The 23,924-nt window shown below is 40.6% G+C and carries 21 protein-coding genes and 2 pseudogenes; 16 read left to right on the top strand and 7 right to left on the bottom strand.

From position 1 onward, the window contains the following. The 3 genes and pseudogenes from H540_RS0108530 to H540_RS29260 all read right to left on the bottom strand — a co-directional run. Positions 1–188, bottom strand: a pseudogene (locus H540_RS0108530) (IS4 family transposase); the annotation flags it as partial. A gap of 279 nt (positions 189–467) precedes the next feature. Continuing rightward, complete coding sequence (locus H540_RS0108525; protein ID WP_028400274.1) at positions 468–911, bottom strand: GNAT family N-acetyltransferase; 444 nt, start codon at positions 909–911, stop codon at positions 468–470. A 42-nt stretch (positions 912–953) separates the two neighbouring features. Then, on the bottom strand, positions 954–1,907 hold the full coding sequence (locus H540_RS29260; protein WP_051317037.1) for a DMT family transporter: 954 nt from the start codon (positions 1,905–1,907) through the stop codon (positions 954–956). Positions 1,908–2,050: 143 nt separating this feature from the next. Between H540_RS29260 and pdxR the strand changes: the two genes are divergently transcribed. From pdxR to H540_RS0108455, 13 genes and pseudogenes are all read left to right on the top strand, one after another. Continuing rightward, positions 2,051–3,493, top strand: a complete 1,443-nt coding sequence (gene pdxR, locus H540_RS0108515; RefSeq protein WP_028400273.1) for a MocR-like pyridoxine biosynthesis transcription factor PdxR — start codon at positions 2,051–2,053, stop codon at positions 3,491–3,493. 677 nt (positions 3,494–4,170) lie between these two features. Further along, positions 4,171–4,455 (top strand): annotated as a pseudogene (locus H540_RS29255) (helix-turn-helix domain-containing protein); the annotation flags it as partial. Then, positions 4,446–4,994 (top strand): methylated-DNA--[protein]-cysteine S-methyltransferase, encoded by a 549-nt coding sequence (locus tag H540_RS0108505; RefSeq protein ID WP_028400272.1) that lies wholly within the window; start codon positions 4,446–4,448, stop codon positions 4,992–4,994. The pseudogene H540_RS29255 and the gene H540_RS0108505, both read left to right, overlap by 10 nt. A gap of 115 nt (positions 4,995–5,109) precedes the next feature. After that, on the top strand, positions 5,110–5,841 hold the full coding sequence (locus H540_RS0108500; protein ID WP_028400271.1) for an ABC transporter ATP-binding protein: 732 nt from the start codon (positions 5,110–5,112) through the stop codon (positions 5,839–5,841). Beyond that, positions 5,838–6,851, top strand: a complete 1,014-nt coding sequence (locus H540_RS0108495; protein ID WP_028400270.1) for an ABC transporter permease — start codon at positions 5,838–5,840, stop codon at positions 6,849–6,851. Before H540_RS0108500 ends, H540_RS0108495 begins: the two co-directional genes overlap by 4 nt. Positions 6,852–6,874: 23 nt before the next feature. Next, complete coding sequence (locus H540_RS0108490; protein WP_028400269.1) at positions 6,875–7,534, top strand: TetR/AcrR family transcriptional regulator; 660 nt, start codon at positions 6,875–6,877, stop codon at positions 7,532–7,534. Next, positions 7,531–8,496: a YbgA family protein gene (locus H540_RS0108485; protein WP_028400268.1), complete on the top strand. Its 966-nt coding sequence runs from the start codon at positions 7,531–7,533 to the stop codon at positions 8,494–8,496. Before H540_RS0108490 ends, H540_RS0108485 begins: the two co-directional genes overlap by 4 nt. 208 nt (positions 8,497–8,704) lie before the next feature. Beyond that, positions 8,705–9,850, top strand: a complete 1,146-nt coding sequence (locus H540_RS0108480; protein ID WP_028400267.1) for an acyl-CoA dehydrogenase — start codon at positions 8,705–8,707, stop codon at positions 9,848–9,850. Positions 9,851–9,863: 13 nt separating this feature from the next. After that, positions 9,864–11,201, top strand: a complete 1,338-nt coding sequence (locus tag H540_RS0108475) for an acetyl-CoA carboxylase biotin carboxylase subunit (RefSeq protein WP_028400266.1) — start codon at positions 9,864–9,866, stop codon at positions 11,199–11,201. Positions 11,202–11,251: 50 nt separating this feature from the next. Next, on the top strand, positions 11,252–11,464 hold the full coding sequence (locus H540_RS0108470) for an acetyl-CoA carboxylase biotin carboxyl carrier protein subunit (RefSeq protein WP_028400265.1): 213 nt from the start codon (positions 11,252–11,254) through the stop codon (positions 11,462–11,464). Positions 11,465–11,475: 11 nt separating this feature from the next. Beyond that, positions 11,476–12,387: a hydroxymethylglutaryl-CoA lyase gene (locus tag H540_RS0108465; protein ID WP_028400264.1), complete on the top strand. Its 912-nt coding sequence runs from the start codon at positions 11,476–11,478 to the stop codon at positions 12,385–12,387. Positions 12,388–12,391: 4 nt separating this feature from the next. After that, positions 12,392–13,180, top strand: a complete 789-nt coding sequence (locus H540_RS0108460; RefSeq protein WP_028400263.1) for an enoyl-CoA hydratase — start codon at positions 12,392–12,394, stop codon at positions 13,178–13,180. Positions 13,181–13,182: 2 nt separating this feature from the next. Further along, complete coding sequence (locus tag H540_RS0108455) at positions 13,183–14,724, top strand: acyl-CoA carboxylase subunit beta (protein ID WP_028400262.1); 1,542 nt, start codon at positions 13,183–13,185, stop codon at positions 14,722–14,724. A gap of 57 nt (positions 14,725–14,781) precedes the next feature. Here the strand turns inward: H540_RS0108455 and H540_RS0108450 are convergent, their stop codons facing one another. After that, positions 14,782–15,129 carry a hypothetical protein gene (locus H540_RS0108450; protein WP_028400261.1) on the bottom strand — a complete coding sequence of 116 codons (348 nt, stop codon included), beginning with the start codon at positions 15,127–15,129 and terminating at the stop codon, positions 14,782–14,784. 319 nt (positions 15,130–15,448) lie between these two features. On the opposite strand from H540_RS0108450, the gene H540_RS0108445 reads away from it, so the two are divergent. Then, entirely contained in the window at positions 15,449–16,228 is a 780-nt protein-coding gene (locus H540_RS0108445; RefSeq protein WP_028400260.1) for an undecaprenyl-diphosphate phosphatase, read from the top strand. Between the two features lie 148 nt (positions 16,229–16,376). Next, a complete protein-coding gene (lepB, locus tag H540_RS0108440) occupies positions 16,377–16,940 on the top strand; it encodes a signal peptidase I (protein WP_034670593.1) in 564 nt (187 codons plus the stop codon). Positions 16,941–17,186: 246 nt separating this feature from the next. Here lepB and H540_RS31955 read toward each other — a convergent pair whose 3' ends face one another. Further along, positions 17,187–17,477 (bottom strand): hypothetical protein, encoded by a 291-nt coding sequence (locus H540_RS31955; protein ID WP_081415069.1) that lies wholly within the window; start codon positions 17,475–17,477, stop codon positions 17,187–17,189. Between the two features lie 611 nt (positions 17,478–18,088). On the opposite strand from H540_RS31955, the gene H540_RS0108430 reads away from it, so the two are divergent. Further along, positions 18,089–22,294 carry a tetratricopeptide repeat protein gene (locus H540_RS0108430; protein ID WP_028400257.1) on the top strand — a complete coding sequence of 1,402 codons (4,206 nt, stop codon included), beginning with the start codon at positions 18,089–18,091 and terminating at the stop codon, positions 22,292–22,294. A gap of 43 nt (positions 22,295–22,337) precedes the next feature. Here the strand turns inward: H540_RS0108430 and H540_RS33075 are convergent, their stop codons facing one another. Then, positions 22,338–22,511, bottom strand: a complete 174-nt coding sequence (locus tag H540_RS33075) for a hypothetical protein (RefSeq protein ID WP_155890985.1) — start codon at positions 22,509–22,511, stop codon at positions 22,338–22,340. Between the two features lie 532 nt (positions 22,512–23,043). Beyond that, positions 23,044–23,607 carry a spore protease YyaC gene (yyaC, locus tag H540_RS0108420; protein ID WP_028400256.1) on the bottom strand — a complete coding sequence of 188 codons (564 nt, stop codon included), beginning with the start codon at positions 23,605–23,607 and terminating at the stop codon, positions 23,044–23,046. Positions 23,608–23,924: the final 317 nt, after the last annotated feature.

Below are 23,924 nucleotides of genomic sequence, written 5' to 3'. Positions count from 1 at the left end.
AACTGTGTTAAAGATGTACTTGCGACTTTTTGACTCAGCCACACGCAAAGTGCTACCAATTCCTGAGATTGATACTTACTCTTACGTTTTGTAAATCCGGTTTCTCTTGCAAGCTCTTGAAGAGCTTGGGGTGCTAGGTTCCGTTTTAGCTCTTGAGAAAAAAGTTGTAACTCATCTGAAATATCCATCAAAAAACGCCATCCTTTTCTATGATTCTACAGAAAGAATAGCGCATTTTTTTCGTTTTGGGGGGTATTTAATTTCGTTAGGTTGATGGCGATGGGGTACCGCCAGCATTTCGGAAAAAAACCACGCTAAGCAAATTTCGACATAAAAAGCTGAAACTATGACAAAGATGCACCAGCACGTAAGTGCTGATGCATCTTTATCAACAACCTGGGAACTCATTCTTTAAACTAGTAATTCCGCCTACATTTAAAGATATGCACTCCCTTGTTTATTTACATTCACATCAAATTTAAAGAATAATTTAGGAAAGAAGTATCCTTTTGATAGCCATTCTTTTCATACAATTTTTGCGCATTCGTATTATGAGGAGCGGTTTGAAGTTCTAATGATTTGGCATTAGATTGAATAGCATGCAATTTTGCTTTATCTAGAAGGGCTTGAGCTATTCCTTGTTTTCTTGCTTCCTCTTGCACATATAAATCATTTAAAATCCATGTTCTCTTCATAGAAACGGAAGAAAATGAGGGATATAACTGAGTAAAGCCTAGGTATTCTCCTTCATGAACTGCTACAAAAATAACAGATTCTTCATTTTTTAAGCGGTCTGAAATGAAGGATTCGGCATCCTCATAATCAGAAGGTTGTTTATAAAAGATACGATATAAATTAAATAAATGAGAAACACCTTTCAGATCCGTTATTGTTGCTTGGTATATATTCATAATTCCGCCTCCTTAATTTATAACAATACCATTTCTTTACACTTATTCGTAATTACGTTGTTTCCTCATGTTGCTTTCTCTGAAAATCTTTTTTAGTTTAAATGACTGTTTTTTCTCTTTTATCTTAACTGTGTCAGGTTGAATGGTGGTTAACATGACACCCATCAAAATTATAATGCCTCCTATAATCGTCATTAGGGTGGGTGTTTCTCCTAACCATACCCAAGCGATAACGAAAGATAAAAGAGGAGTGAGGTAAAGAGAGCTTGTAGATTCTGAAGCTCCTCTATGTGTGATAAGAAACCCTAATAGTATATAAGGTAAGACTGTAGGGAACATTCCTAAGTATAAAGCACTCCATGTTGCTTCTTGTGGAGCTTTTGTAATAGAATTCCATAATCCAGGGAGGAAAATTAACATTAAGAGGGTACCTCCCCAAGTGGTATAGCAAGCAAGAGGCAGGAAACCATATTTCTTTAGATATGGCTTCTGTAGTACAAAGTACAGACTTTCAGCAATGGAGGCCACCAAGATAAAGAGTGCACTCTTATGAAATGAAAAATCACCTGAATTCCCCAAAGAGAGCAGGGTTACTCCTGAAAATGCGACTATTCCTCCGAACCATCTCCACAAACTTATGTGTTCTCGAAAGATGATCCAAGCTAAGATCGCTGTAAAAATAGGAGTTAACGAAACAAGCAAACTTGCAGTTCCAGCATTTACAAACTTCTCCCCATAGTTTAATGCCATATAGTACGCTGTAAACCCTAGCCCACCAAGTAATATAATAAATGGTGTGTCTTTTACTAGCGGTAGTCTCATACGAGTGGCAATAGCAAAAAGTGCTAACACGAAGGATCCTATTAATAAGCGTAACAAAGAAAGGTCTTCTGGGCTATATCCTTGAAGGGCAATACGAATGCCAGGAAAAGCTGAAGCCCACAGCAATATGATGAATAAGTGAGAAATCAAGATAGCCATATTGGATATTTTCATTACTCTTTCCTCCCTCCTTATAAAAACCCAACCACTTTTATGTTTGCTGTTTACACTTTTCATCATAGTCTTTGCTTGATACAATGTCTTCAACCAGTGACAAGATAAAAACCCAACCACTTTAAAAAGGAGATATATCTGAGATGGACCAATGTAATAAGGATAGAGAGGATAAGACACTCAAATACATACAAATCATGGAATACATAAAATCAAAGATTGCGACAGGTGAGTGGACAATTGGAAGTAAAATCTATAGTCAACGCAAATTGGCTACCATTTTTAAGGTCAACCGCAGTACAGTTGTGACTGCACTTGAGGAACTTCAGGCAGAGGGGCTTATTGAGGGGAAAATGGGCATGGGCAATATTGTGACAAATAACACCTGGTCATTGCTAACAAATGAACCGAAAAATTGGAATGACCAGGTTAATGTTGGAGTTCATAAACCTAGCCGAATAGTTGTGCAACAGATTAATGAGGCTGAGTCTAACTCTAATCTTATACAACTTAGTAAAGGGGAGTTATCACCCGATATGTTTCCTCTGGTTCAGATGAAACAGAGTATAAAGGATTTGGCGAATGAAATAGGAACATTTGGCTATGAAGAACCAAAAGGATTCTTACCTTTACGTCAATCAGTTAGTGAGTACCTAAAATCTCAGGGGATTCAAGTGTCGCCTGATTCTATTCTCATCGTTTCAGGTGCTTTACAAGCTCTACACCTTATTTCTATAGGACTACTAAAGCCGGGATCTACTGTTTTACTTGAAAAGCCATCTTATCTTTACTCTTTACATGTATTTCAATCTGCAGGTATGTCTCTTGCTGGAGTACCTATAGATAATGAAGGTATGCTCACACAATCTATTCCAATTCAAAAGAAAAAGCATCAAAGAAGCATAATATACACTATTCCATCCTTTCATAATCCAACTGGATGTGTTATGTCGGATACTCGACGAAATGAGCTTTTAAGAATTAGTAAAGAAGAACGGATTCCTATCATTGAAGATGATATTTATAGAGAGTTATGGATTGATAAAGAACCTCCTTTAGCTTTAAAAGCAAAAGATTTACACGGTCAAGTTCTTTATCTAGGAAGCCTATCCAAGACGCTTACTCCAGGGTTGCGAATTGGCTGGCTTGTGGGTCCGCAATCTGTTATTAATCACTTGGCCGACATTAAAATGCAATCTGATTACGGATCAAGCTCTTTGTCTCAGCGTATTGCTACTAACTGGCTTAGTAGTGGTTTTTATCAAGAACATGTAATTTCAGTGCGAAAGCAGTTGAAAACTCGCAGGGATGCATTGATAAGATGGCTTGAACAATATTTACAGCATTTAGCTACGTGGGAAGTACCTCAAGGGGGACTCTTTATTTGGATTCGTATAAAAGGAGTAGTGTCTATGCGAACTCTGTACAGCCTTGCTTTAGCAAAAGGAGTCCTTTTAAATCCAGGATCTATCTATGGGCAAGACGAAGGGCAATATATACGTTTATCATATGCTTACGCTTCACTTAACGATTTAGAAAAAGGGGTATATGAACTAAGTAAAATCATTCAATCCCTCATCCAATAGAAATGAGTAAAGCTAACTAAACAGAACAACTAACACCCCTTTGGATATGGTTATCTAAAGGGGTGTTTTTATAGTGAAAAGGAAAAGAACATCTGAATTGAAAGATCGATTAAGGGACTGTTGAGTGACAATAAGTTGTTCCGTTAAAGGGCCAGATTGTGGAGGATCTCTTCTAAAGGAAATTGGATATTAATGTTAAAATAGATGGGGATTGTGAAGGAATGTACTTAAGCTAAAGCGGGCGTTAGTTCAACAAGACATAGTAATTAAGATCTTCAACAATCGGGCGCTTTTGTTTAAGATCAAAGGTAGAAAATGATCAAACTTTTTTATAAAATCGAAACTTAAATATGCTAGAGAAGAAGCCATTTTGATTAATCTTTTTTTCAAAATGGCTTCTTCTTATTTACCATAAAATACAGGTTTGTGAGATGTTTTTGATCAAACTTTATTTCAAAACAACACCGGTTTATCCTTAGCGGGGTAAAGTCCGGATCTTTTTGTCGAATTTGCTTAGCGTGGTTTTTTTCCGAAATGCTGGCGGTACCCCCTGTAGAATTATAGGAAAGGATGGCGTCTTTATTAAAATAAGGTATTAGACTGAACAGGGTGTATAAACGTGCTATTATTTTAACCGAGGGGAAGCTCTTGATGATTCTTTAGCATTAAAATACAAACTAGCTGATTTATTTCACGGAAGCCCTTATCACTTGCAACGGACATTTAAGCGAATTAAAGGAATTACTCCAACTGAATATACACAAGAAATAAGAATTTCGAAAGCGATTGAATACCTGACTACTTCAGATAAAACCGTGATGGAGATTGCCATAGCAGTAGGCATTTCAAATATGCCGTATTTTGTCACCTTATTTAAACAGAAAACAGGACTTACTCCAACAGAGTATCGTCAATTAAATAACAAAAAAAAATCCAATGGAGGGATAGGAACATGGAAATAAAAAATAATCAATCAGTTTATTGGACACGTTTGGTTCACGAAGACTGGAAAATATATGTAGCTGCGACCGAAAAAGGACTTTGTTATGTTAGTTCTCAAAATCAACCATTTGATGAACTAGCCGAGTGGGTTAAAAATCGTCTTCCCAATCATGTGTTGATACAAGACGATGAGAAATTAAAATCTTATGTAATCGAGTTGATAGAGTATCTTCAAGGGAAACGTCAAAGCTTTACAGTACCAGCCGATTTACATGGTACACCATTCCAATTATCTGTTTGGGATGCATTATGTAAAATTCCATATGGCCGAACGTACTCTTATTCAGATATTGCAAATCACATTGAAAAACCGGATGCAGTGCGTGCAGTGGGAACGGCTATTGGTGCCAACCCGGCTTTAATTACTGTTCCTTGTCATCGTGTTATTGGTAAAAATGGTGCGTTAACTGGGTACCGAGGTGGCTTGGAGATGAAAACAAAGTTATTGTCCTTGGAAAAAGAAAGATCGAATACAGAAGGGAGAATTACAAATGCATAATAAGGAAAAGTAACTATTGCGTCGCTCGACAGATGGTAATTTTCGTTGACTTATGCATAGAATATAATACAATAAAAAGTGAGTACTCACTTATTTTATAAAGGGGGGAACCAAAATGGAACGAAATAAACTTGCGGTAACGATCAACCAAGCAGTTAAACGTTTTGGTAAAAAAGAAGTAATTTCCAATATTTCACTTACCGTAATGAAATCAGAAATTTTTGGATTAGTCGGGCCATCAGGGTCGGGGAAAACCACATTCATTAAAATGATCGCCGGCATCACTGAGGCGACTGCGGGAATAATTAATGTACTAGGCACAAACATGCCGAATTTAAACGGCATGAAAAAAATCGGATACATGGCGCAAGCAGATGCTTTATACGGGGAGCTTTCAGCGTATGAAAATATGGATTTCATCGCAGCAATGTACGGATTAAAAGGAGCGCATAAAAAGAAAAGAATACAAGATGTGCTTGCTTTAGTGAATCTGACAGAACATCAAAAGCGTCCTGTGCATGAATTTTCCGGAGGGATGAAAAAAAGACTGTCCCTAGCCATGGCTTTGCTGCATGAACCGGAGCTTCTTATATTGGATGAACCGACTGTCGGCATCGATCCTGTTCTCAGAAAGTCAATTTGGGAAGAATTTCATAACCTGAGCAAGAACGGAACAACGATTATAGTTACGACGCACATTATGGATGAAGCGGAGTATTGTGAACGTTTAGGCTTATTGCGTGACGGCAAGCTATTGGCAATCGGTACACCGGAGGAACTGAAAGCAAAGACATCCACAGGTAAACTCGAAGATGTTTTCTTAATGGAAGGAGCGGTGCAAGCATGAGAATATACGGACTCGTCGTACGAATTATTCGGCAGTTTTTCCGGGATAAACGGTCTTTGGCTTTAATGTTCGGCGCTCCTGTTTTGGTTTTATGGCTTCTTTCTCTCGTGTTCGCATCCGACGCGTATAAGCCTAAAATTTCATTGGTAAATGTACCAGCACAGTTTATGGACGCGATGAAAAAACAAAATGCGGTCATTACAGAAGACAGCGAAGCGAAGGCAAAGGAAAAAATAAAAAACGGGGATATTGACGGAATCATCCAGGGGAGCAACAACAAAATCGCCGTAACGCTGGAAGGGAGCGATCCGTCCAAAAACAGCGCTGTCTTGAAAGTGCTGCAGCAAAGTACAGAACAGCCTAATCAAGCAAAACCGGATATTTTCTACTATCACGGTTCAAAGGATTTCAGCATGTTCGACAGCTTGGGACCGGTATTGATTGGATTTTTCTCCTTTTTCTTTGTGTTCCTTCTTTCCGGTATCGCGTTCATTCGAGAGCGTTTAAGCGGTACTTTGGAACGGCTGCTGTCCACGCCGATTCGCCGGTGGGAAATTGTTATCGGTTATATTATCGGGTTCGGCATTTTCGCTATTTTACAGTCCGTTTTAATCGTGAGCTTTTCGATTTATGTTTTGAATATGTATATGATAGGATCGATATGGAGCATTTGGCTTACGACATGTGCACTTTCCCTGACTGCGCTTACACTTGGAACGTTTTTGTCGGCTTATGCGAACAATGAATTTCAAATGATTCAGTTTATCCCGTTGATCGTCGTGCCGCAGTTGTTTTTCTCCGGGCTGTTCCCGATAGATTCCATGAGTGAAGCGCTGCAATGGCTTGGAAAGCTACTTCCGCTCACGTACGGTGCAGATGCAATGAGAGAAATTATGATCCGCAATGAAGGGTTCGGTTCTATTGCCGGAGATTTAGGCATTCTTTTTCTATTTTCTCTCGTATTTGCGATAGGGAATGTATTTGCGCTGAAAAAACATCGAAGAATATAATAAAATGAAAAAAGGAGATAGTCATGAAGGAAGATTGGCTGGAAGAACTTATCGCTGCTGCGGATACAGATAAGCGCAATGAAAAGCAGATAAAGATTTTGCAGGCCGCCGTCGATATGTTCTCAGAGAAAGGGTATGCTTCCACATCCACAAATGAGATCGCCAAAAAGGCCGGCGTTGCCGAGGGAACCATTTTCCGGTATTACAAAACGAAGAAAGAACTGCTCATGGCAATCGTTTTACCGGCGCTTACGAAATTCGCTGCGCCCTTCTTCATTCAAAGCTTCGCAAAGCAAGTGTTTGAGGATTCATATGATTCCTATGAGCAATTTTTGCGCACAGTCATCCGAAACAGATTTGAGTTTGCCCGCAAAAACATGCCGATTTTAAAGATTCTCATTCAGGAAGTTCCATTTCATCCGGAGTTGAAGCAAGAAGTGCAAAATGTATTTGAAAAAGAACTGTATTCCCGCTTTGTAGGGATCATTCAGCAATTTCAAAAGCAAGGGGACGTAATTGAAATACCTGCCGCAACCATAATAAGATTATCAGTTTCTTCTCTCGCCGGTTTTTTGCTCACGCGTTTTCTTTTGCTTCCCGAAGCGAGTTGGGACGATGAAGCAGAAATCGAATATACGATACAGTTTATTTTGCACGGTTTAACACCCCGGGGGGACATATGAAAATTTTTGTCAAACCAACAATTGTAGTAAGTAAATGTCTGGAATTCGATGCGTGCCGATATAACGGTGATGTGATTTCAGATCCAATTGTAAAAAGCTTAATGCCGCATGTCCATTTTATTCCTGTATGTCCTGAAGTGGAAATCGGACTTGGCACGCCCCGCGAGACGATTCGTATCGTAGATGACCTGGGAACATTAAAATTAGTTCAGCCTTCGACAGGAGAAGATGTTACAGAAGCGATGGCGATTTTTTCAGAGCAATTCCTTTCTGCATTGCCGGTTGACGGGTTTATTTTGAAAAGCCGCTCACCGAGCTGTGGAACCCGTGACGTGAAAATCTACGCTAGTTCGAATAAGGCGCCGGCTTTAGGAAAAGGGAGCGGATTGTTCGGGAGAGCAGTGATGGAGAAATTCGGACATTTAGCGGTCGAAGAAGAAGGTCGATTGAAAAATTTCACCATTCGCGAGCATTTTTTCACGAAGCTGTTTACAGTTGCAGCCTTCAAGGAACTAAAGAAAGAAGCGAGCATGAAAAAGCTTGTACAGTTTCACGGGGATAACAAATACTTATTTATGGCGTACAATCAGACGAAGCTGAAGGAGATCGGCCGCATTGTAGCCAATCATCAAAAGCTCCCGATTCGTGAGGTATTTGCTGCATACGAACAAGGTTTGTATGAAATACTAAATCGCACTGCGCGTTATACATCTCATATAAATGTATGTCAGCATATATTCGGCTATTTTAAAGATAAGCTGAAGAAGGAAGAAAAAGAGCATTTTCTATCCCTCTTGAACAAATATGTAGAGAAGAAAATTCCGCTAAGCAGTATATTAGCACTGCTTCGTTCTTGGACAATTCGTTTTGAAGAAGAATATTTGCTTCGTCAGACATACTTCGAACCATACCCGGAAGAGCTTATTGAGATAACAGATTCTGGGAAAGGTCGAGATTATTAAACAAAAATCGCTATAATTCGACTTAGAAATTCCTGTGTTGTTGTAGAACAATGTAGGAATTTTTTTTGTGCATGAAAACAGAATATGCTTTACAATGATAATGATGACAGAATTATCTTAATAATCTCAATATAATACATGCCCTAGAAGAAGCAACTGCTGTAACAGGTGCTGACACACTGTCGAAAATCATGAGGAGTGTGACAAGATGGAATTTACTCTTACGCGAGAAAAACAAATGATTAAAGAAATGGTTCGCGATTTTGCAGAAAAAGAAATTGCCCCTAAAGCAGTTTATTACGATCGAACTGGAGAATTTCCGTATGAAACATTTCAAAAAATGGGAGAACTCGGTCTCTTAGGAATTCCGTTCCCAGAAGAATATGGCGGTTCAGGCGGCGATACATTATCATATGCTCTTGCAGTTGAGGAAATCGGACGCGCATGCGGCGGTACTGGTTTAAGCTATGCAGCTACAATTTCGCTTGGTGCATCTCCTATTTATTACTTTGGCACAGAAGAGCAAAAGAAGAAGTATCTTGTTCCAATGGCTTCCGGAAAAACGCTTGGTGCATTCGGTTTAACAGAACCAAATGCTGGATCTGATGCAGGCGGAACGCAAACGAAAGCAATCTTGGACGGCGATGCGTATGTCATCAATGGGGAGAAGTGTTGGATTACCAATGCGGAGTTCGCTAACACCATAATTGTAACCGCTGTCAATGGCACAGACGAGAATGGGAAAAAACGTATCTCTGCTTTCATCGTTCCTACAAGCACAGAAGGATTAAAGATTTCCAGCCCTTACGACAAAATGGGAGTTCGTGCTTCTAATACATGTGAAATTGTTTTAGAAGATGTACGTGTGCCAAAGGAAAACATTCTTGGTGACGTAAGCAAAGGGTTTAAGCAATTTTTATATACATTGGACGGCGGACGCATTTCTATTGCTGCATTGGCAGTCGGAATTGCGCAAGCCTCGTTCGAACGTGCACTTCAATATGCAAAGGAAAGAAAGCAATTCGGCAAAAGCATTTCTTCTTTCCAAGCCATTCAATTCAAGCTGGCCGATATGGCAACTGAAATTGAATTAGCACGCAATATGGTACATAAAGCAGCATGGTTGAAGGACCATAGCAAACCGTTCGGAAAAGAAGCTGCGATGGCAAAATTGTTCGCATCTGAAACAGCAAGCCGCGCAGCAAATCAAGCGGTTCAAATCCATGGCGGATACGGTTATATGAAAGAATATGAGGTAGAACGTTACATTCGTGACGCAAAGCTTCTTGAAATCGGAGAGGGTACTTCTGAAATCCAGCGCCTAGTTATCGCTAGACATTTGGGCTGTCGCTAAAGGAGGAGCATACATGTTTTCTAAAATATTAATTGCAAACCGCGGTGAAATTGCCGTTCGTATTATTAAAACGTGCAAGCGTCTCGGAATCAGCACAGCAGCTGTCTATTCGGAAGCAGATGCTCAGTCACTGCATGTAAAGCTTGCAGATGAAGCGTACCTCGTCGGCGGTCCTCGCGTTCATGAAAGCTATTTAAATCTCGAAAAAATCATGGAAATCGCAAAAGAAACGAAAGCTGATGCCATTCATCCAGGATACGGATTATTATCGGAAAATCCTAGCTTTGCGAAGCGATGTGCAGAAGAAGGCATTGTTTTTATAGGTCCTTCTGCCGATGTTATTTCCAAGATGGGAAGCAAGATTGAATCCCGTAAAACGATGATTGAAGCCGGTGTCCCTGTTGTGCCGGGAATTTCCACATCAATTCCAACTGTTGAAGAAGCAAAAGAAATTGCAAATACAATCGGGTACCCGCTTATGTTAAAGGCTTCTGCCGGCGGCGGCGGAATTGGCATGCAGACCATTGAAACTGAGCAAACGCTCGTTCAGGCATTTGAAAGCAATCAAACACGTGCAAAAAACTTCTTCGGCAACGGGGAAATGTACATGGAAAAGCTCATCACAAATGCCCATCACATTGAAATTCAAGTACTCGCAGATTCCTTCGGCAATACGGTATACGCATGGGAACGAGAATGTTCTATTCAGCGCCGCAACCAAAAAGTCATCGAGGAAGCGCCGTCACCGTTTTTGGATGAAGAAACGAGACATGCGATGGGGCAAGTAGCTGTAAAAGCTGCCAAAGCCCTTGGATACGAAAATGCGGGAACAATCGAGTTTCTTGTAGACGAAAACAAAAATTTCTACTTCCTTGAAATGAATACTCGCCTGCAAGTAGAGCACCCCGTAACAGAAGAAATTACGGGACTTGATCTTGTTGAACAGCAGCTTCGCATTGCGGCAGGAGAGACATTAACTTTTACGCAAGAAGAAATCGCCCGCAATGGCCATGCGATTGAAGCCCGTATTTACGCAGAAGATCCTAAGACTTTCTTCCCATCTCCAGGGAAAATTACCGAACTTCAGCTGCCTAGTGAAGTGCGTATAGACCATTTCTTAGAAGCAGGCGTTACGATTACACCGTTTTACGACCCAATGATAGCCAAAGTAATTGCACACGGTGCTACGCGTGAAGAAGCAATCGGAAATCTTCATGCTGCGCTTGGCGAAATGAAAGTGACGGGCATTAAAACGAATATTCCGATGCTGATGCAAGTGTTAGAGGATGACACATTCAAAAGCGGCGTATATACAACGAGCTTTGTGTCAAATCAACTTGTAAAAAAATAAGAAAATGACCGCCTGAAGCAGGCGGAACCACCAAAAAGGAGACAACGACAATGGCAAAAGTATATGCATCTATGGCAGGAAACGTTTGGAAGATTGTTGTGAACGTAGGGGACACAGTAGAAGAAGGACAGGATGTTGTAATTTTGGAATCTATGAAAATGGAAATTCCGATTTCAGCAGAAGAGTCCGGAACGGTTGCCAAGCTTTTGGTGCAAGAAGGCGATTTCGTAAATGAAGGCGATGTTTTAGCAGAATTGGAATAGGAGGAATCACAATGAAACTTCCTGCTTCTGTTCACATTAAAGAGGTTGGTCCGCGCGACGGTTTGCAGAATGAAACAAGAATTGTGGAAACAGCGGATAAGATACAATGGCTCAATCTATTATCAAGCACAGGACTTTCTTATATTGAAGTTTCTTCTTTTGTTCACCCAAAATGGATTCCCGCACTGGCGGATGCTTCAAACGTTTTTGCCGGAATTGAACGAAAAGAAGGGGTTACATATGCAGCGCTCGTTCCGAACATGAACGGTTTAGAGCGTGCGCTTGCCGTAAATGCAGACGAAATTAACATTTTTCTATCAGCAAGCGAAACGCATAACCAAAAAAATATTAATAAATCTATCTCGCAAGCTCTTGAAGCTGTAAAGGAAGTCACACAGCAAAGTTTGTTTGCCGGCAAAAAGGTACGGGGCTATGTGTCAACTGTGTTTGGCTGCCCTTATGAAGGGAATGTAAAAACCTCTGCTGTAGAACACCTGTGTGAAGAGCTTTTCAGTTACGGCATTTACGAAGTCTCGCTCGGCGATACAATCGGCGTAGCCAATCCGCTGCAAGTAGAACAGGTGCTGGAACGCTTGCTGAAGAAGTTTGACTCCTCTCTTTTTGCCATGCATTTTCATAATACATACGGTATGGCGCTTGCAAACGTGTTGAAATCTTTAGAGGCAGGCATCACGACATTTGACAGCGCTTGCGGCGGCCTGGGGGGCTGTCCGTATGCACCGGGGGCATCGGGAAATGTTGCGACGAATGATTTGGTGCATATGCTGCACCAAATGGGCGTGCAAACGAACACAAACGAAGAAAAACTGATGCAAGCAAGCCGTTTTATCCAAGATAAGCTTGAAATTCAACTGTCGAGCCACGTGTATCGTGCCGAGCAGCATAAAACGATGAGTAGGTGATTCTATGCTTTTACTGCAGCATGTTATTGTTGAAGAAACAACACCGCATATTGTAACAATTACACTCAACCGTCCGCAGCAGGCGAATGCGTTATCTCTTGCCTTATTAGAGGAAATGCAGGAAGCGCTGCTGCAAGTAAAAGAAAATCAAAATATTCGGACAGTCATTATTACTGGCGCAGGTGAAAAAGCATTTTGTGCCGGCGCAGATTTGAAAGAGCGTGCTGGTATGAATGAGGAACAGGTGCGCGAGGCTGTTTCTCTGATTCGTTCTACTATTAATCTTGTAGAAGAACTTCCGCAGCCAGTGATTGCTGCCATTAATGGGGTAGCTTTAGGAGGCGGAACAGAACTGAGTCTTGCCTGCGATATTCGCGTTGCATCCGAAACTGCAACGCTTGGATTAACAGAAACGTCCCTTGCCATCATACCTGGAGCGGGCGGTACACAGCGATTGCCGCGCTTAATTGGGCTTGGCCGTGCGAAGGAGCTTATTTATACGGCTAGACGCATTTCAGCTGCAGAAGCAAAAGAATATGGCTTAGTGGAATATGCCGTGCCTGCGGATAAGCTGATGGGAAAATCTATAGAAATTGCGGAACGGATTGCGGCCAACGGACCAATTGCGGTTCAGCTTGCGAAACAGGCTATCTCGCAAGGCGTACAAACCGACTTGTATTCCGGACTGCGAATAGAGCGTCAAGCGTACGAAGGCGTAATTGGAACGAAGGATCGTCTTGAAGGATTGCAAGCTTTTAAGGAAAAACGAAAGCCGAACTACAAGGGGGAATAAGCATGCTCGATCAACAACAAAAACAGCTCTCATTTGAAGAACGCGTCGAGAAAATCAAACAAGGCGGCGCAGAAAAGTATCACGAGCAAAACAAAGCAAAAGGAAAGTTGTTCGTACGCGACCGCCTTGCCCTTTTATTTGATGATAACGACTTTACTGAAGATGCAATGTTCGCCAACTGTGACAGCGATGATCTTCCGGCTGACGGCGTAGTAACAGCTATCGGCAAAATCAACGGCCGGACAGTATGCGTTATGGCAAACGACTCCACTGTAAAAGCAGGTTCTTGGGGCTCCCGTACAGTAGAAAAGATTTTGCGTATTCAAGAAACAGCTGAAAAGCTTCGCGTTCCGCTTTTATACTTAGTTGATTCCGCGGGAGCTCGTATCACGGATCAAGTCGAAATGTTTCCGGGACGACGCGGCGCCGGCCGTATTTTCTATAACCAGGTGAAGCTTTCCGGCAAGGTGCCGCAAATTTGTTTACTGTTTGGTCCATCTGCAGCAGGCGGAGCTTATATCCCGGCATTTTGCGATATCGTAATGATGGTAGAAGGCAATGCCTCCATGTATCTTGGTTCTCCTCGTATGGCCGAAATGGTGATTGGAGAAAAAGTAACGCTTGAAGAAATGGGCGGAGCACGCATGCATTGTTCCGTTTCTGGATGCGGGGACGTGTTATGTAAAACAGAGGAAGAAGCTTTGGCATTGGCGCGTAAATATGTATCTTACTTCCCGAGCAATTACTTAGAGAAGGCGCCTGTCGCGACTCCTGTTCAGCCGAAGGCGTTCGACAAAACTTTAGAAGAGATTATTCCGCAAAACCAAAATGCGCCTTTTAACATGATGGACTTGATTAACCGCATTATAGATGAGAACTCATTCTTTGAAATTAAGAAGTTGTTCGCACAAGAGCTGATTACTGGATTGGCGCGTATCAATGGGCAGCCAGTCGGAATTATCGCCAATCAGCCTCGTATGAAAGGCGGCGTTTTATTCCACGATTCTGCTGACAAGGCTGCTAAATTTATCAACCTTTGCGACGCATACCATATTCCTCTGTTATTCCTGGCAGATGTACCCGGCTTTATGATCGGGACGAAGGTGGAGAGAGCAGGCATTATCCGTCACGGTGCAAAAATGATTTCCGCCATGAGCGAAGCAACTGTACCGAAAATCTCTATTGTTGTGCGCAAAGCTTACGGTGCTGGTCTATATGCGATGGCAGGTCCTGCATTTGAACCGGATTGCTGCCTTGCACTTCCGACAGCTTCTATTGCTGTAATGGGTCCGGAAGCTGCGGTGAATGCTGTATATGCAAATAAAATTGCTGCCCTTCCTGAAGAAGAGCGTGCAAGCTTTATTGAGCAAAAACGCGAGGAATATAAAAAAGATATCGATATTTACCATCTCGCCTCTGAAATGGTGATTGACGGTATCGTTCACCCGAACAAACTTCGTCAAGAGCTTGTACAGCGATTTGAAGTGTATACAAGCAAATATCAAGTATTCACAGACCGGAAGCACCCTGTATATCCGGTGTGATACATCTTTTCTAGCAGTGAATACAAAAGGCCGTATATGAAATACGGCCTCTTATATTTACTTGTGACGCTCATTAGCTTTATCTTTCAATTGCATCTGCAGCTTTCGAATCCAATATAAAATAATACCCAATATGATTGAGACAATTATTTCAAATTGTTTGCCAGTCAAAAGGGCTTGTCCCTTTTTTAAATAAACGGAAGCTTCATCGGGAAACAGCAGACCATAACTCAGGAACGTTATGAACATGATCATTATAAAATTTGACAGCAAAAAACGCTTCAGTTTTTCTATAAAAAGCGGAAACTGCTTGGGACATACAGTTTGAACAAATCCAAGTAAGCCTGAAAGCACTCCTACTCCTGCAATCACAGATGAAATGAGAGAAAGTATAAGTGACAACATTGCTCCCTCCTTATAAGAAATATAGGCTCTTGCGATTGTCTTGATGTACTAAAGTATATGGAGAGAGAAAAAATAGAAAGCCATTTTTCTTTCTGCAATTTCTTCAGGCTTTTTTAGACAAAAAATAAAGAGGAAAGCGAATTGCCTCCTCATTTTAAGATTATTGTATTTGCGCTATAATGCCGTTATGAACTTTAACATAACCATGCCGCAAAAATTTCTTCTACAGAGTTAAACGATTATACTTTGCCCGCATTGTTTATCATGATATGAGTATAGACGGCATATAATGGTACGAGCTTGCGGGAGGAGGAAAGACATGAGCTGGTTGGAAGCATTCTTGCTTGGCATCATTCAAGGATTGACGGAATTCTTGCCCATAAGCAGCACCGGGCACTTATATTTGGGGCGGCATTTGTTTGGTCTGGACGAAGCCGGCTTATTTTTAGATACAATGCTGCATATCGGGACCTTGCTGGCGGTGTTCGTATACTATAAAAAGGAATTTATGCAGATATTGAAAAATCCTTTTAGCAAGCTGACGTTTTTGCTCATTGTCGGAACAATTCCCGCAGTGGTTGTGGGACTTTTGTTTAAAGATTTTTTTGAGGATATATCTAAAACAGGGGTTACCATCGGCTGGGAGTTTTTGGCAACCGGTTTGTTTTTATACTTGGCAGAGTTAGGGAAAAATGGTTCTAAGAAAATGAATGATATTACATATAAGGATGCACTGTTTATCGGATCGTTTCAGGCGTTTGCCATATTCCCTGCCATTTCCCGTTCTGGCATGACCATTGTGGCAGCCCTTTGGCGAAAGCTGGACCGGGAAACAGCTGCGTATTTTTCCTTTTTGCTTTCTACACCCGCAATAGTAGGGGGAATTGTATTGCAATCAGCAGATTTGTTTCAAGGAAAAGCAGAAGCGATTTCTGGTATGTCATTGCTGGTTGGAACCATTTCTTCAGCCTTTTTTGGCTATATTGCAGTATCTTGGATGATTCAGTACTTGAAGCACCATTCCTTAAAAATATTTGCCTATTATGTGTGGGGCCTCGGCGCTTTAATCCTTGCGCTGCAATTTACAGGTATATTTTAAGGATATGTCTGTTTGGAATAGCAAAAATGCCACCTTACATAAGCGAGTAAGAAAAATAATCTATAAGTGAGATATAAGCGTTGTGATTTAAAAACAAATCATGGTAATCTTATTCTTATAACATTAAAAAAGAAGGGCAGGTATTCCTTTGAGTGGAAAAGCAGCAAAAGAAATTTGGAGTTGGGTTCGCTCCATCATACTGGCATTCATACTTGCCTTCTTGACAAGTATCTTTCTCATACAGCCCTATAAAGTAGAAGGTCATTCTATGGATCCGACACTGCATGATCAAGAGCGTATTATGGTCTCCAAGCTTTCACACACATTTGATTATGAACCGGATTACGGTGATATCGTTATTATTGACAGCCGTGTAGAACGAAAGCGCAGCTTTACAGACGATATCTCCGAAAATGCACTATATCAGCTTGTTTCCCACCAGAAGCAAAACAGCTTTTTATATGTAAAGCGCGTAATTGGCAAGCCAGGCGATGTAATTGAGCTAAAAAATCAAAAGTTATATCGCAACGGAGAGCTTCTGAAGGAAACATATATAAAAGAGCCGATGGTTGTTATGGCAGAAGGAAAATGGACTGTACCAAAAGATCATATTTTCGTAATGGGAGATAACCGAAACAACAGCCGCGACAGCAGGGAAATCGGCTTTGTCCCCATTGACCATGTACTTGGCAAAAAAGTATTGGGATTTTAACAAAAGTCCGGAGACAGGAGTCTCCGGACTTTTGTCATAGATTCTAAATAGAGTCCCGCCAACATTTTAACGAAAATATACGCTAAGCAATTTTCGACATCAGAAAACGTTGATTTTACTACTCTAAGGACAATTACTAATAGGTATTTGAGACTTGGAATTCTAAGTGACAAATAGCTTAAAATCTGTCTTAAAACTCATCTCGAAAACAAATTCTCAATTATAATTGATGCTTTATAATTCAGGTTAAATATTAAATGTACCATGAAAACTTTTAAAATATATCGATGGAAAATGATAATGGTAATGGTATGGATGATACGAAGTTTTAGGAATAGAGGGCATGTATCCAGGGTGCGCACTGTATTGCCAATGTGTGTATGCAGAGGACGGATAATATGACCCAATTTGTTGCCAAGAAGTAAAAGAAGTGGTAAAAGGTTCTAACCCTACCTTAGGAATTGCTGGATGGACAGGTGGAATTACAGGAGTCACCACAGGAGCCGCCACAACTCTCGTAAAAATAGGATTTATCATACAGTCACTCCTAAGAATTATTTATGTAATAGCGCGTATTCGCTTATTTAATGTCTACTAATGTTTATTATGTGAATTTCCAATGTTATCCCCCTATTTCTAAATTATAGGTAAACTGTTTCTTTGTAAAGTATGCAACGTTTTATACAAAGGAAGCTTGTGAACCATACCCAAATAGGTATAGAAAAAGCCCGATTTTACAAAGATGTATAAAACCATGCATAATGTGAAATTCCATATTCTGCAGGTATTGGCTGCCAATCCTAACCAGCCAATTACAATAGGTGCTTTCAAAAAGGAAACTGGAGCTGGCCGCCGTCTTCAATTATTAAGGGTTCCAGTACTATTGGTGCTCCCAGCTCAGGAAGTGTTTATTAATAATTGGAGTTTAATCCTGCAAAACCCAGCAATATCATGAGTATTGCAATTATCGACCTAAACCCCAAAAGCAAGGGCACGATAACGGTAGCGCACAGCGATCCCGAGGCTTATCCGTCAGTTACCTTTATCCACTCGAATACAGCGATAAGGACGATAAAAGCATTGAGTATCATCCTGCCAATTTGTAAAATAAAAGAGATAATGAGTAAAATTTAACAAGAGGTGAATGCATGCGAAGCTTTGCGCAATTAGAAGGTTATTTAAAAATCAAGAGATTTATAGACGGTTTACAAGAGATACACGCTGAGATACATATAATTCGTGATAAAAAATCTGTTTCTTATATAAAACAATGGCTTGCTTCTATTTCATCTGAAGAGGATTTTTACACTCTCATACGTTTAATGGATGAAGGCCTGATGTATCATTACAGTGGCTTTTTAGCGCGATATGCGTATCGCCGTTTCCCGAGCATCCGGACTCTTACTTGGTTTTGTGAAGAACTGATGAATGAGAGAAAACCGCTTGATGCAGAAGAGTTATTAAAAGCTGCTTTACAAACAGCTGAACAAGAACAGGCTGCAAATGAACATTTGGCAAAATTACATTTTACTTTATCACGGTGTTTACTGGAGATGCACCGCTATGAGGAAGCGCTTCTGTATATGAAGAAGTCGGAAGAATACAGTACCGCTCCTATGCTGGATAAATGGGGCTATTTTTATATGTTTAAAGGTGATTGGGAGCTGGCCGAGGAAATGTTTCAGCACGGCATGAAGAATGGAGAACGTGCTGACGTATCAGCATATTTGCTCGCGCAGTTATATGCTGGAAAAGGTGAACATGAGGCTGCTCTGCATATACTTGAGCACGCTATCTTGCAGTACCCGCAAGTTCCTATTCTTTATTTAGAACGAATCAGGAGACTGCGCGATTTAAAGAAACATAGCGAACTACTGCAGGCAATGGATGAGTTAGACAGTATGCTTCCGTTCCATACCTATAAAAAATATTTCGCGCACCTGCGAGCGGAGATTTTTTACAATGCAGGAGATACAGTCTCCTTTACACAGCTGCTGGAGCAGGAATTATGTTTAAATAAGTCCCCTTATCAGCATACACGCCGGCATATAGATGGAAAAAGGGTCATGTTGCCGCTCACTCCTGTTTTACAAAAAGATAATTACTGCGTACCAGCAAGTATGGAAATGATTTTAAAAGGATTCGGACATGCATTGACACAAGATGAAATTAGTGTGCATATTTTCGATAAAAACGGCTCCAGACTCTCTAAAACGATAGCGTATGCTGAGTCATTGGGCTACTCCTGCCGCTATTTCAGAGGAACTATTGAGTCTTATAAAAAGCTCATTGATTCTGGAATTCCCATTTTATTAAGCGTGGATTTTGAACAAGCTGCTCATGTGCAAATCATAATCGGCTATGATGATCGGCTCCAATCTCTTTATATTCAGGATCCAAATTTCTTGGAACCTATGATTATTACATATGAGGACTTTTACAAGCAGCATCTGAACACAAACTATTTGTCTATTGCGGCTGTCCCTTTTAATAGAGTGCATGCTCTTGCAAGCTTATCTTCAGAGGACGACGTATATTTTAGAGACTTGTTTTCCTTGTTAGATCAAACGGAGGATAATCATGCTGATTTACAGCCGCTTACGTTATTTTTGAAGAAAAACATGGAGATTCCTTATACATGGCTACATGTCATCAAATCCTTTGGTCCCGATGGAGAGAAAGAGCTCATATTTGAATGCGCCAAACGTTTATTAGAAGCTTATCCAGAATCAGATTATGTGAAGATGCACGCGGCTCAATGCTTCATTCGGATAGACAAGAGAGAACGTGCCAATGATATGCTGCTTTGTGTCAAAAATAAAATAAACAGTCCGATGTATTACTTTATACAAGGACGTTTAGCGCTGGACGATGAGCGATATGAAGATTCTATCGCGAGTTTTCGCGCATCTCTTCAGCTGGATGCAGATCAGCCGTTTGCATGGAGCTACATGGCTCTAGGATATATGCATAAAGGTCAATCAGAGACAGCGTTGGAAAAATCCTGGATTGCCAGAAAACGTTATGAAAATCGCTTTGTTTTAGTGAATCACGGTCTTATTCTTATGGATTTGAAACGCTGTAAAGAAGCATACGACATATTTGATTCTCTAGTAAGAGAGGATAAATATGATGCATACGTATGGTATGAACGTGCCCGATGTGCGCACAGAATGGGGAAATTGCGCCTTGCTATCCGCGGCTTCAGCATTTCTAAATCTCTGGAAAGTCATATGCCGTATCCTTATTTAAGACTATCTGAAATTTATGAAACGGAGCTCAAAGATGATAAACGAGCAGAACAGATTTTAGCCGAAGGGATACAAAACAGTGAAGGCGAGCCAATTCTATATGGCCGTTTGGGTGATTTTTATACGGAACGCCTACGATATGATCAAGCAGAGCATATGTATAGAAATGCTCTGGGGCAAGACCCCGGCAATGCGTTTGTACATCTTGGACTGATTGAGGTATATATAGGACAAGGAAACTACGAAAAAGGAAAGCAATATGCCCTTCAAATGAAGGCGCAGTTTGCAACAGACAGCTATTTTCTTGTGAATACAGGAAAAATCCTCTGGGATACAGGTATTGAGCAGCATGCAGAAGCTCTTGAACTTGAAACAGCTTTAGCTATGATAGAAGAAGGCATCGGTTATATGTACAAGCACGTGGAAGAAGCTCTTGAGCTGTACGTAAGCCGCATTGAGGATACACCATATCTTACAAGGGGAATTGCGCTGTTAGAGGAATTAACGAATCAGCACCCTGAAAATATTCACTATCGCTGCTATCTAGGCGTTTTATATGAAAATGTGCAGCAGTATGCCAAAGCCATTGACTTATATCATGAGGCACTAGAAATAGAAAAAAACACATTCCCGTACTATCGCTTAGGTGAAACTTATAAAGCAGTTAATCACCTGGAGCAAGCTCGGAAGTTTTATCAGAAATGCCTGGAGCTAGATTCTGATTTTCCGGCGGTGCATTTAAGATTGGCAGAAATCAGCCATGTAGAGAAAGACGTAAAGCAGGAGCAATATCACATGCTGCGAGCAGCGAAGCAAGAACCTCTTACAATCAACATAGAATATTTAGCTTCTTTATCAACTGAGCCTTCGCTTCATCAGGAATTTGTGTCTATGCTGACGGAGATGCGAGGAAGAACACCAGAAAATTGGCGTTTGGACAGTTTAGCGTATGCATACGGCGCTGCAGGGGATGTACAAAAAGAACAGCAGCTCGTAATGGACGCATTGCAAATTGATCCGGAACATCCAGAAGTTTTATATCACTATGCAAATATGCTCTTAAAACAAAGAGACAAACAAGCACTGAAGATTGCAACCGAGCTTTTACAAGAAAATGTTCATAATGAATCTATCTATCCATTGTACATCAATACGTTAAAACAGCAGAAAACCTTACTGTATGTATCTGATTCTCTGCACAAGCTAAAAATAGCGAAAGAAGAAAAAAGCTATGCATTCATGTATGCAGCATCTGCAATGGAATCCTTATTGGCTGAGCAAAATGAACAGGAAAAAGAAACAGGATCTCGTTTAAAGAGGACATTCAAGCGATTGACTGGATTTACAAAGCAGCTGTTTTCCATTGGAACCGTCATCGATTTGTACGAAACGGCTATGAAGCTGGATCCGGAAAACAGTACGGCAGCACAGAGATTCGCTCAGTTTTATGAACATGCAAATCTCATTGATGATGCGATTAAAACGCTTAGAAAATCATTGAACACTGAGTGGAATCACGAAACGGCATACCAATTGGCATCACTTCTTTTAAATCATTCGGACAATCATACACAGTGGCTAAAAGAAGCGCTCGGTCTGTCTGAAAGAGTACTCCAGGAGCAGCCGAACAGCTTGCACATTCAGCATTTACAAGCTTATACACTGGCAGATTTAAATAGGGAAGAAGAGGCTGAAGAACGATTCCTGTATCTTGTTCGGACCGCGCCTTTTATCAGCAAAAATTTCATTGATTTAGCCAGACTCTACAAGAAGCAAGAAAAGTACGAGAAGGCCATCTCTTTACTAGAAGAAGGGAGGCAGCACCACCCGCAGGAAGGACCATTGTATGTTGCATTAGGAATTGCGTATCACATGTCAGGACAAACGGACAAAGCGCTTGAACTGATGGAGCAGGTGTTAACATTCGACGAAGAATACTTGACGGCGCGTTATAACCGCGCATGCTATTTAGCCGTGTTAAATCGAACAGAAGAAGCGGAGCTGGAGCTTGCCAAAGTATTAGAAGAAGATGAAAGCGGATATTTTGTGGAGCTTGCCGAAGATGACCCGGATTTAATGAATATACGAGACTATGCGAAATAATACAGCTTGAGTAGTTGCCCTAAGTAAAACTCCTATGTTGTACTCAGGGCTTACGAATCAATTTCTTTGTTTGAGACCATGCAGCAGAGGACAAAAGTAAACCTACAATTATTCCATATGTTTTGATGCCAGTTAGTGTTATACTAATCGTTGTACAAACGGAAATAAGCATTGCACTTAGCAGAATATCAAGCAATGCTACTTTGAATAGTTTCATGATAACCTCCTACGTTAAATCAAATCCTTTACCTTGTAGTATATAACATTTATGAAGCAACACATAGCTTTTTATATAGCACGTTATTTTAGAGAATTTATTATTTATCCTGTTTTAATACCAAGTGTTTCAACATAAATAACATTATAAGTAGGAACAAGAGAGCAGTTTACAATGTACTGCTCTTTTTTCCATTTGCACATATTTTCGTCAAAGAAGTATCTTTAACTTGCAGTGGGTTGATGTAGATCGAGAGGAAGAAGGAGAACTGGTACATATTTGGTATAGATGGTCGGAACCTAAATGGAAGCCAGATGAACGTCCGAAGAATAAATAGACAATGTTGATAGTATAACAATAAGCGTTCGCATAATAATATTATGTTAACTAAAATAGAGGGAATCTTCATCAATTCCTTTTCTGATGAAGAGGGCAATTCGATCCGTACCTCATTTTTACTCGTGATATCTGTAACTAGTTGGTAACTTGCAAACAGAAACAGCCGTTCAGAAAACAGCCTTAGTCTTTCTGTTTATTTGTATATTTGTATCGGGGAATCCGAAGGGTACTGGAAATGTTGTCTTGCTGTAAGTGCAATTCCCTTTGCGATAGATGACGCCATCGTGTAAATAAGATGTAAGCTCGTATAGGGGAGACCTTGCTTTACATTTGGTCCGTCATTTATGACAATTCCCATAATGCTGCAATCACCCACAGGCGGAAGAACATGACCAACACCTGAACCTGGCACCAACGGTCCTTCCCGAACGACAATCGAATGAACCGTTTCCTCTGTTCCAGAAACACTGTCTACTGCAATGACATAACTATTTCTAGGTAGCAAAAGATTTCGTATTCCTACTTCTAATGTGGTGGCATCTAACGGATGTTGAAGCGTTCCCATTATTGTCAAATGTTGCGAAAATATCCCATGCAACAATGTACCTACAAACGGTCCCACACTGTCCCCGTTAATTCGATTACTGCCAATACACAAAACATAAATATGTCTCGTTTCTTTTGGGATGAGCGGAAGTATATTGTTACGTATCACCAATGGTGCAAGTTTATTTTCATATGAAATAAGATTCCCCATGTTTCCTTCTCCCGTTCCATTTTATCTGTTTGCCTCAAACCTAACCTTCTTGCGGTCTCTTTGTACCACTATTGTATCACAGCGTGTATAAGACAGTGCCGGCTTGCAACGAAAAAAAGTCGATTCCACCTAAAAGTGGGATCGACCTTACAGAAATTCTGTTTTGATACAATAGATGTAATACGTAACAAGATGAACCCTCCTGATACATAAGGGAGGATTATTTTTTTATAAGAACCTTCCCAATACAACATGATATTTATTATGTTGTATTAGAAATGCTTCTTTTTCATACAAATATAATACCAATCAAAACA

Source organism: Ectobacillus panaciterrae DSM 19096, assembly GCF_000430785.1.
In the GTDB taxonomy this organism is placed as follows: Bacteria; Bacillota; Bacilli; order Bacillales; family Bacillaceae_G; genus Ectobacillus; species Ectobacillus panaciterrae.
This window is presented reverse-complemented; position numbering and strand designations above follow the sequence as displayed.

What these genes read in the sequence shown, in the direction of transcription:
- H540_RS0108525 (WP_028400274.1), bottom strand. Translation starts at nt 911, where the DNA reads ATGAATATATACCAAGCAACAATAACGGATCTGAAAGGTGTTTCTCAT.
- H540_RS29260 (WP_051317037.1), bottom strand. Translation starts at nt 1,907, where the DNA reads ATGAAAATATCCAATATGGCTATCTTGATTTCTCACTTATTCATCATA.
- pdxR (WP_028400273.1), top strand. Translation starts at nt 2,051, where the DNA reads ATGGACCAATGTAATAAGGATAGAGAGGATAAGACACTCAAATACATA.
- H540_RS0108505 (WP_028400272.1), top strand. Translation starts at nt 4,446, where the DNA reads ATGGAAATAAAAAATAATCAATCAGTTTATTGGACACGTTTGGTTCAC.
- H540_RS0108500 (WP_028400271.1), top strand. Translation starts at nt 5,110, where the DNA reads ATGGAACGAAATAAACTTGCGGTAACGATCAACCAAGCAGTTAAACGT.
- H540_RS0108495 (WP_028400270.1), top strand. Translation starts at nt 5,838, where the DNA reads ATGAGAATATACGGACTCGTCGTACGAATTATTCGGCAGTTTTTCCGG.
- H540_RS0108490 (WP_028400269.1), top strand. Translation starts at nt 6,875, where the DNA reads ATGAAGGAAGATTGGCTGGAAGAACTTATCGCTGCTGCGGATACAGAT.
- H540_RS0108485 (WP_028400268.1), top strand. Translation starts at nt 7,531, where the DNA reads ATGAAAATTTTTGTCAAACCAACAATTGTAGTAAGTAAATGTCTGGAA.
- H540_RS0108480 (WP_028400267.1), top strand. Translation starts at nt 8,705, where the DNA reads ATGGAATTTACTCTTACGCGAGAAAAACAAATGATTAAAGAAATGGTT.
- H540_RS0108475 (WP_028400266.1), top strand. Translation starts at nt 9,864, where the DNA reads ATGTTTTCTAAAATATTAATTGCAAACCGCGGTGAAATTGCCGTTCGT.
- H540_RS0108470 (WP_028400265.1), top strand. Translation starts at nt 11,252, where the DNA reads ATGGCAAAAGTATATGCATCTATGGCAGGAAACGTTTGGAAGATTGTT.
- H540_RS0108465 (WP_028400264.1), top strand. Translation starts at nt 11,476, where the DNA reads ATGAAACTTCCTGCTTCTGTTCACATTAAAGAGGTTGGTCCGCGCGAC.
- H540_RS0108460 (WP_028400263.1), top strand. Translation starts at nt 12,392, where the DNA reads ATGCTTTTACTGCAGCATGTTATTGTTGAAGAAACAACACCGCATATT.
- H540_RS0108455 (WP_028400262.1), top strand. Translation starts at nt 13,183, where the DNA reads ATGCTCGATCAACAACAAAAACAGCTCTCATTTGAAGAACGCGTCGAG.
- H540_RS0108450 (WP_028400261.1), bottom strand. Translation starts at nt 15,129, where the DNA reads ATGTTGTCACTTATACTTTCTCTCATTTCATCTGTGATTGCAGGAGTA.
- H540_RS0108445 (WP_028400260.1), top strand. Translation starts at nt 15,449, where the DNA reads ATGAGCTGGTTGGAAGCATTCTTGCTTGGCATCATTCAAGGATTGACG.
- H540_RS31955 (WP_081415069.1), bottom strand. Translation starts at nt 17,477, where the DNA reads ATGATAAATCCTATTTTTACGAGAGTTGTGGCGGCTCCTGTGGTGACT.
- H540_RS0108430 (WP_028400257.1), top strand. Translation starts at nt 18,089, where the DNA reads ATGCGAAGCTTTGCGCAATTAGAAGGTTATTTAAAAATCAAGAGATTT.
- H540_RS33075 (WP_155890985.1), bottom strand. Translation starts at nt 22,511, where the DNA reads ATGAAACTATTCAAAGTAGCATTGCTTGATATTCTGCTAAGTGCAATG.
- yyaC (WP_028400256.1), bottom strand. Translation starts at nt 23,607, where the DNA reads ATGGGGAATCTTATTTCATATGAAAATAAACTTGCACCATTGGTGATA.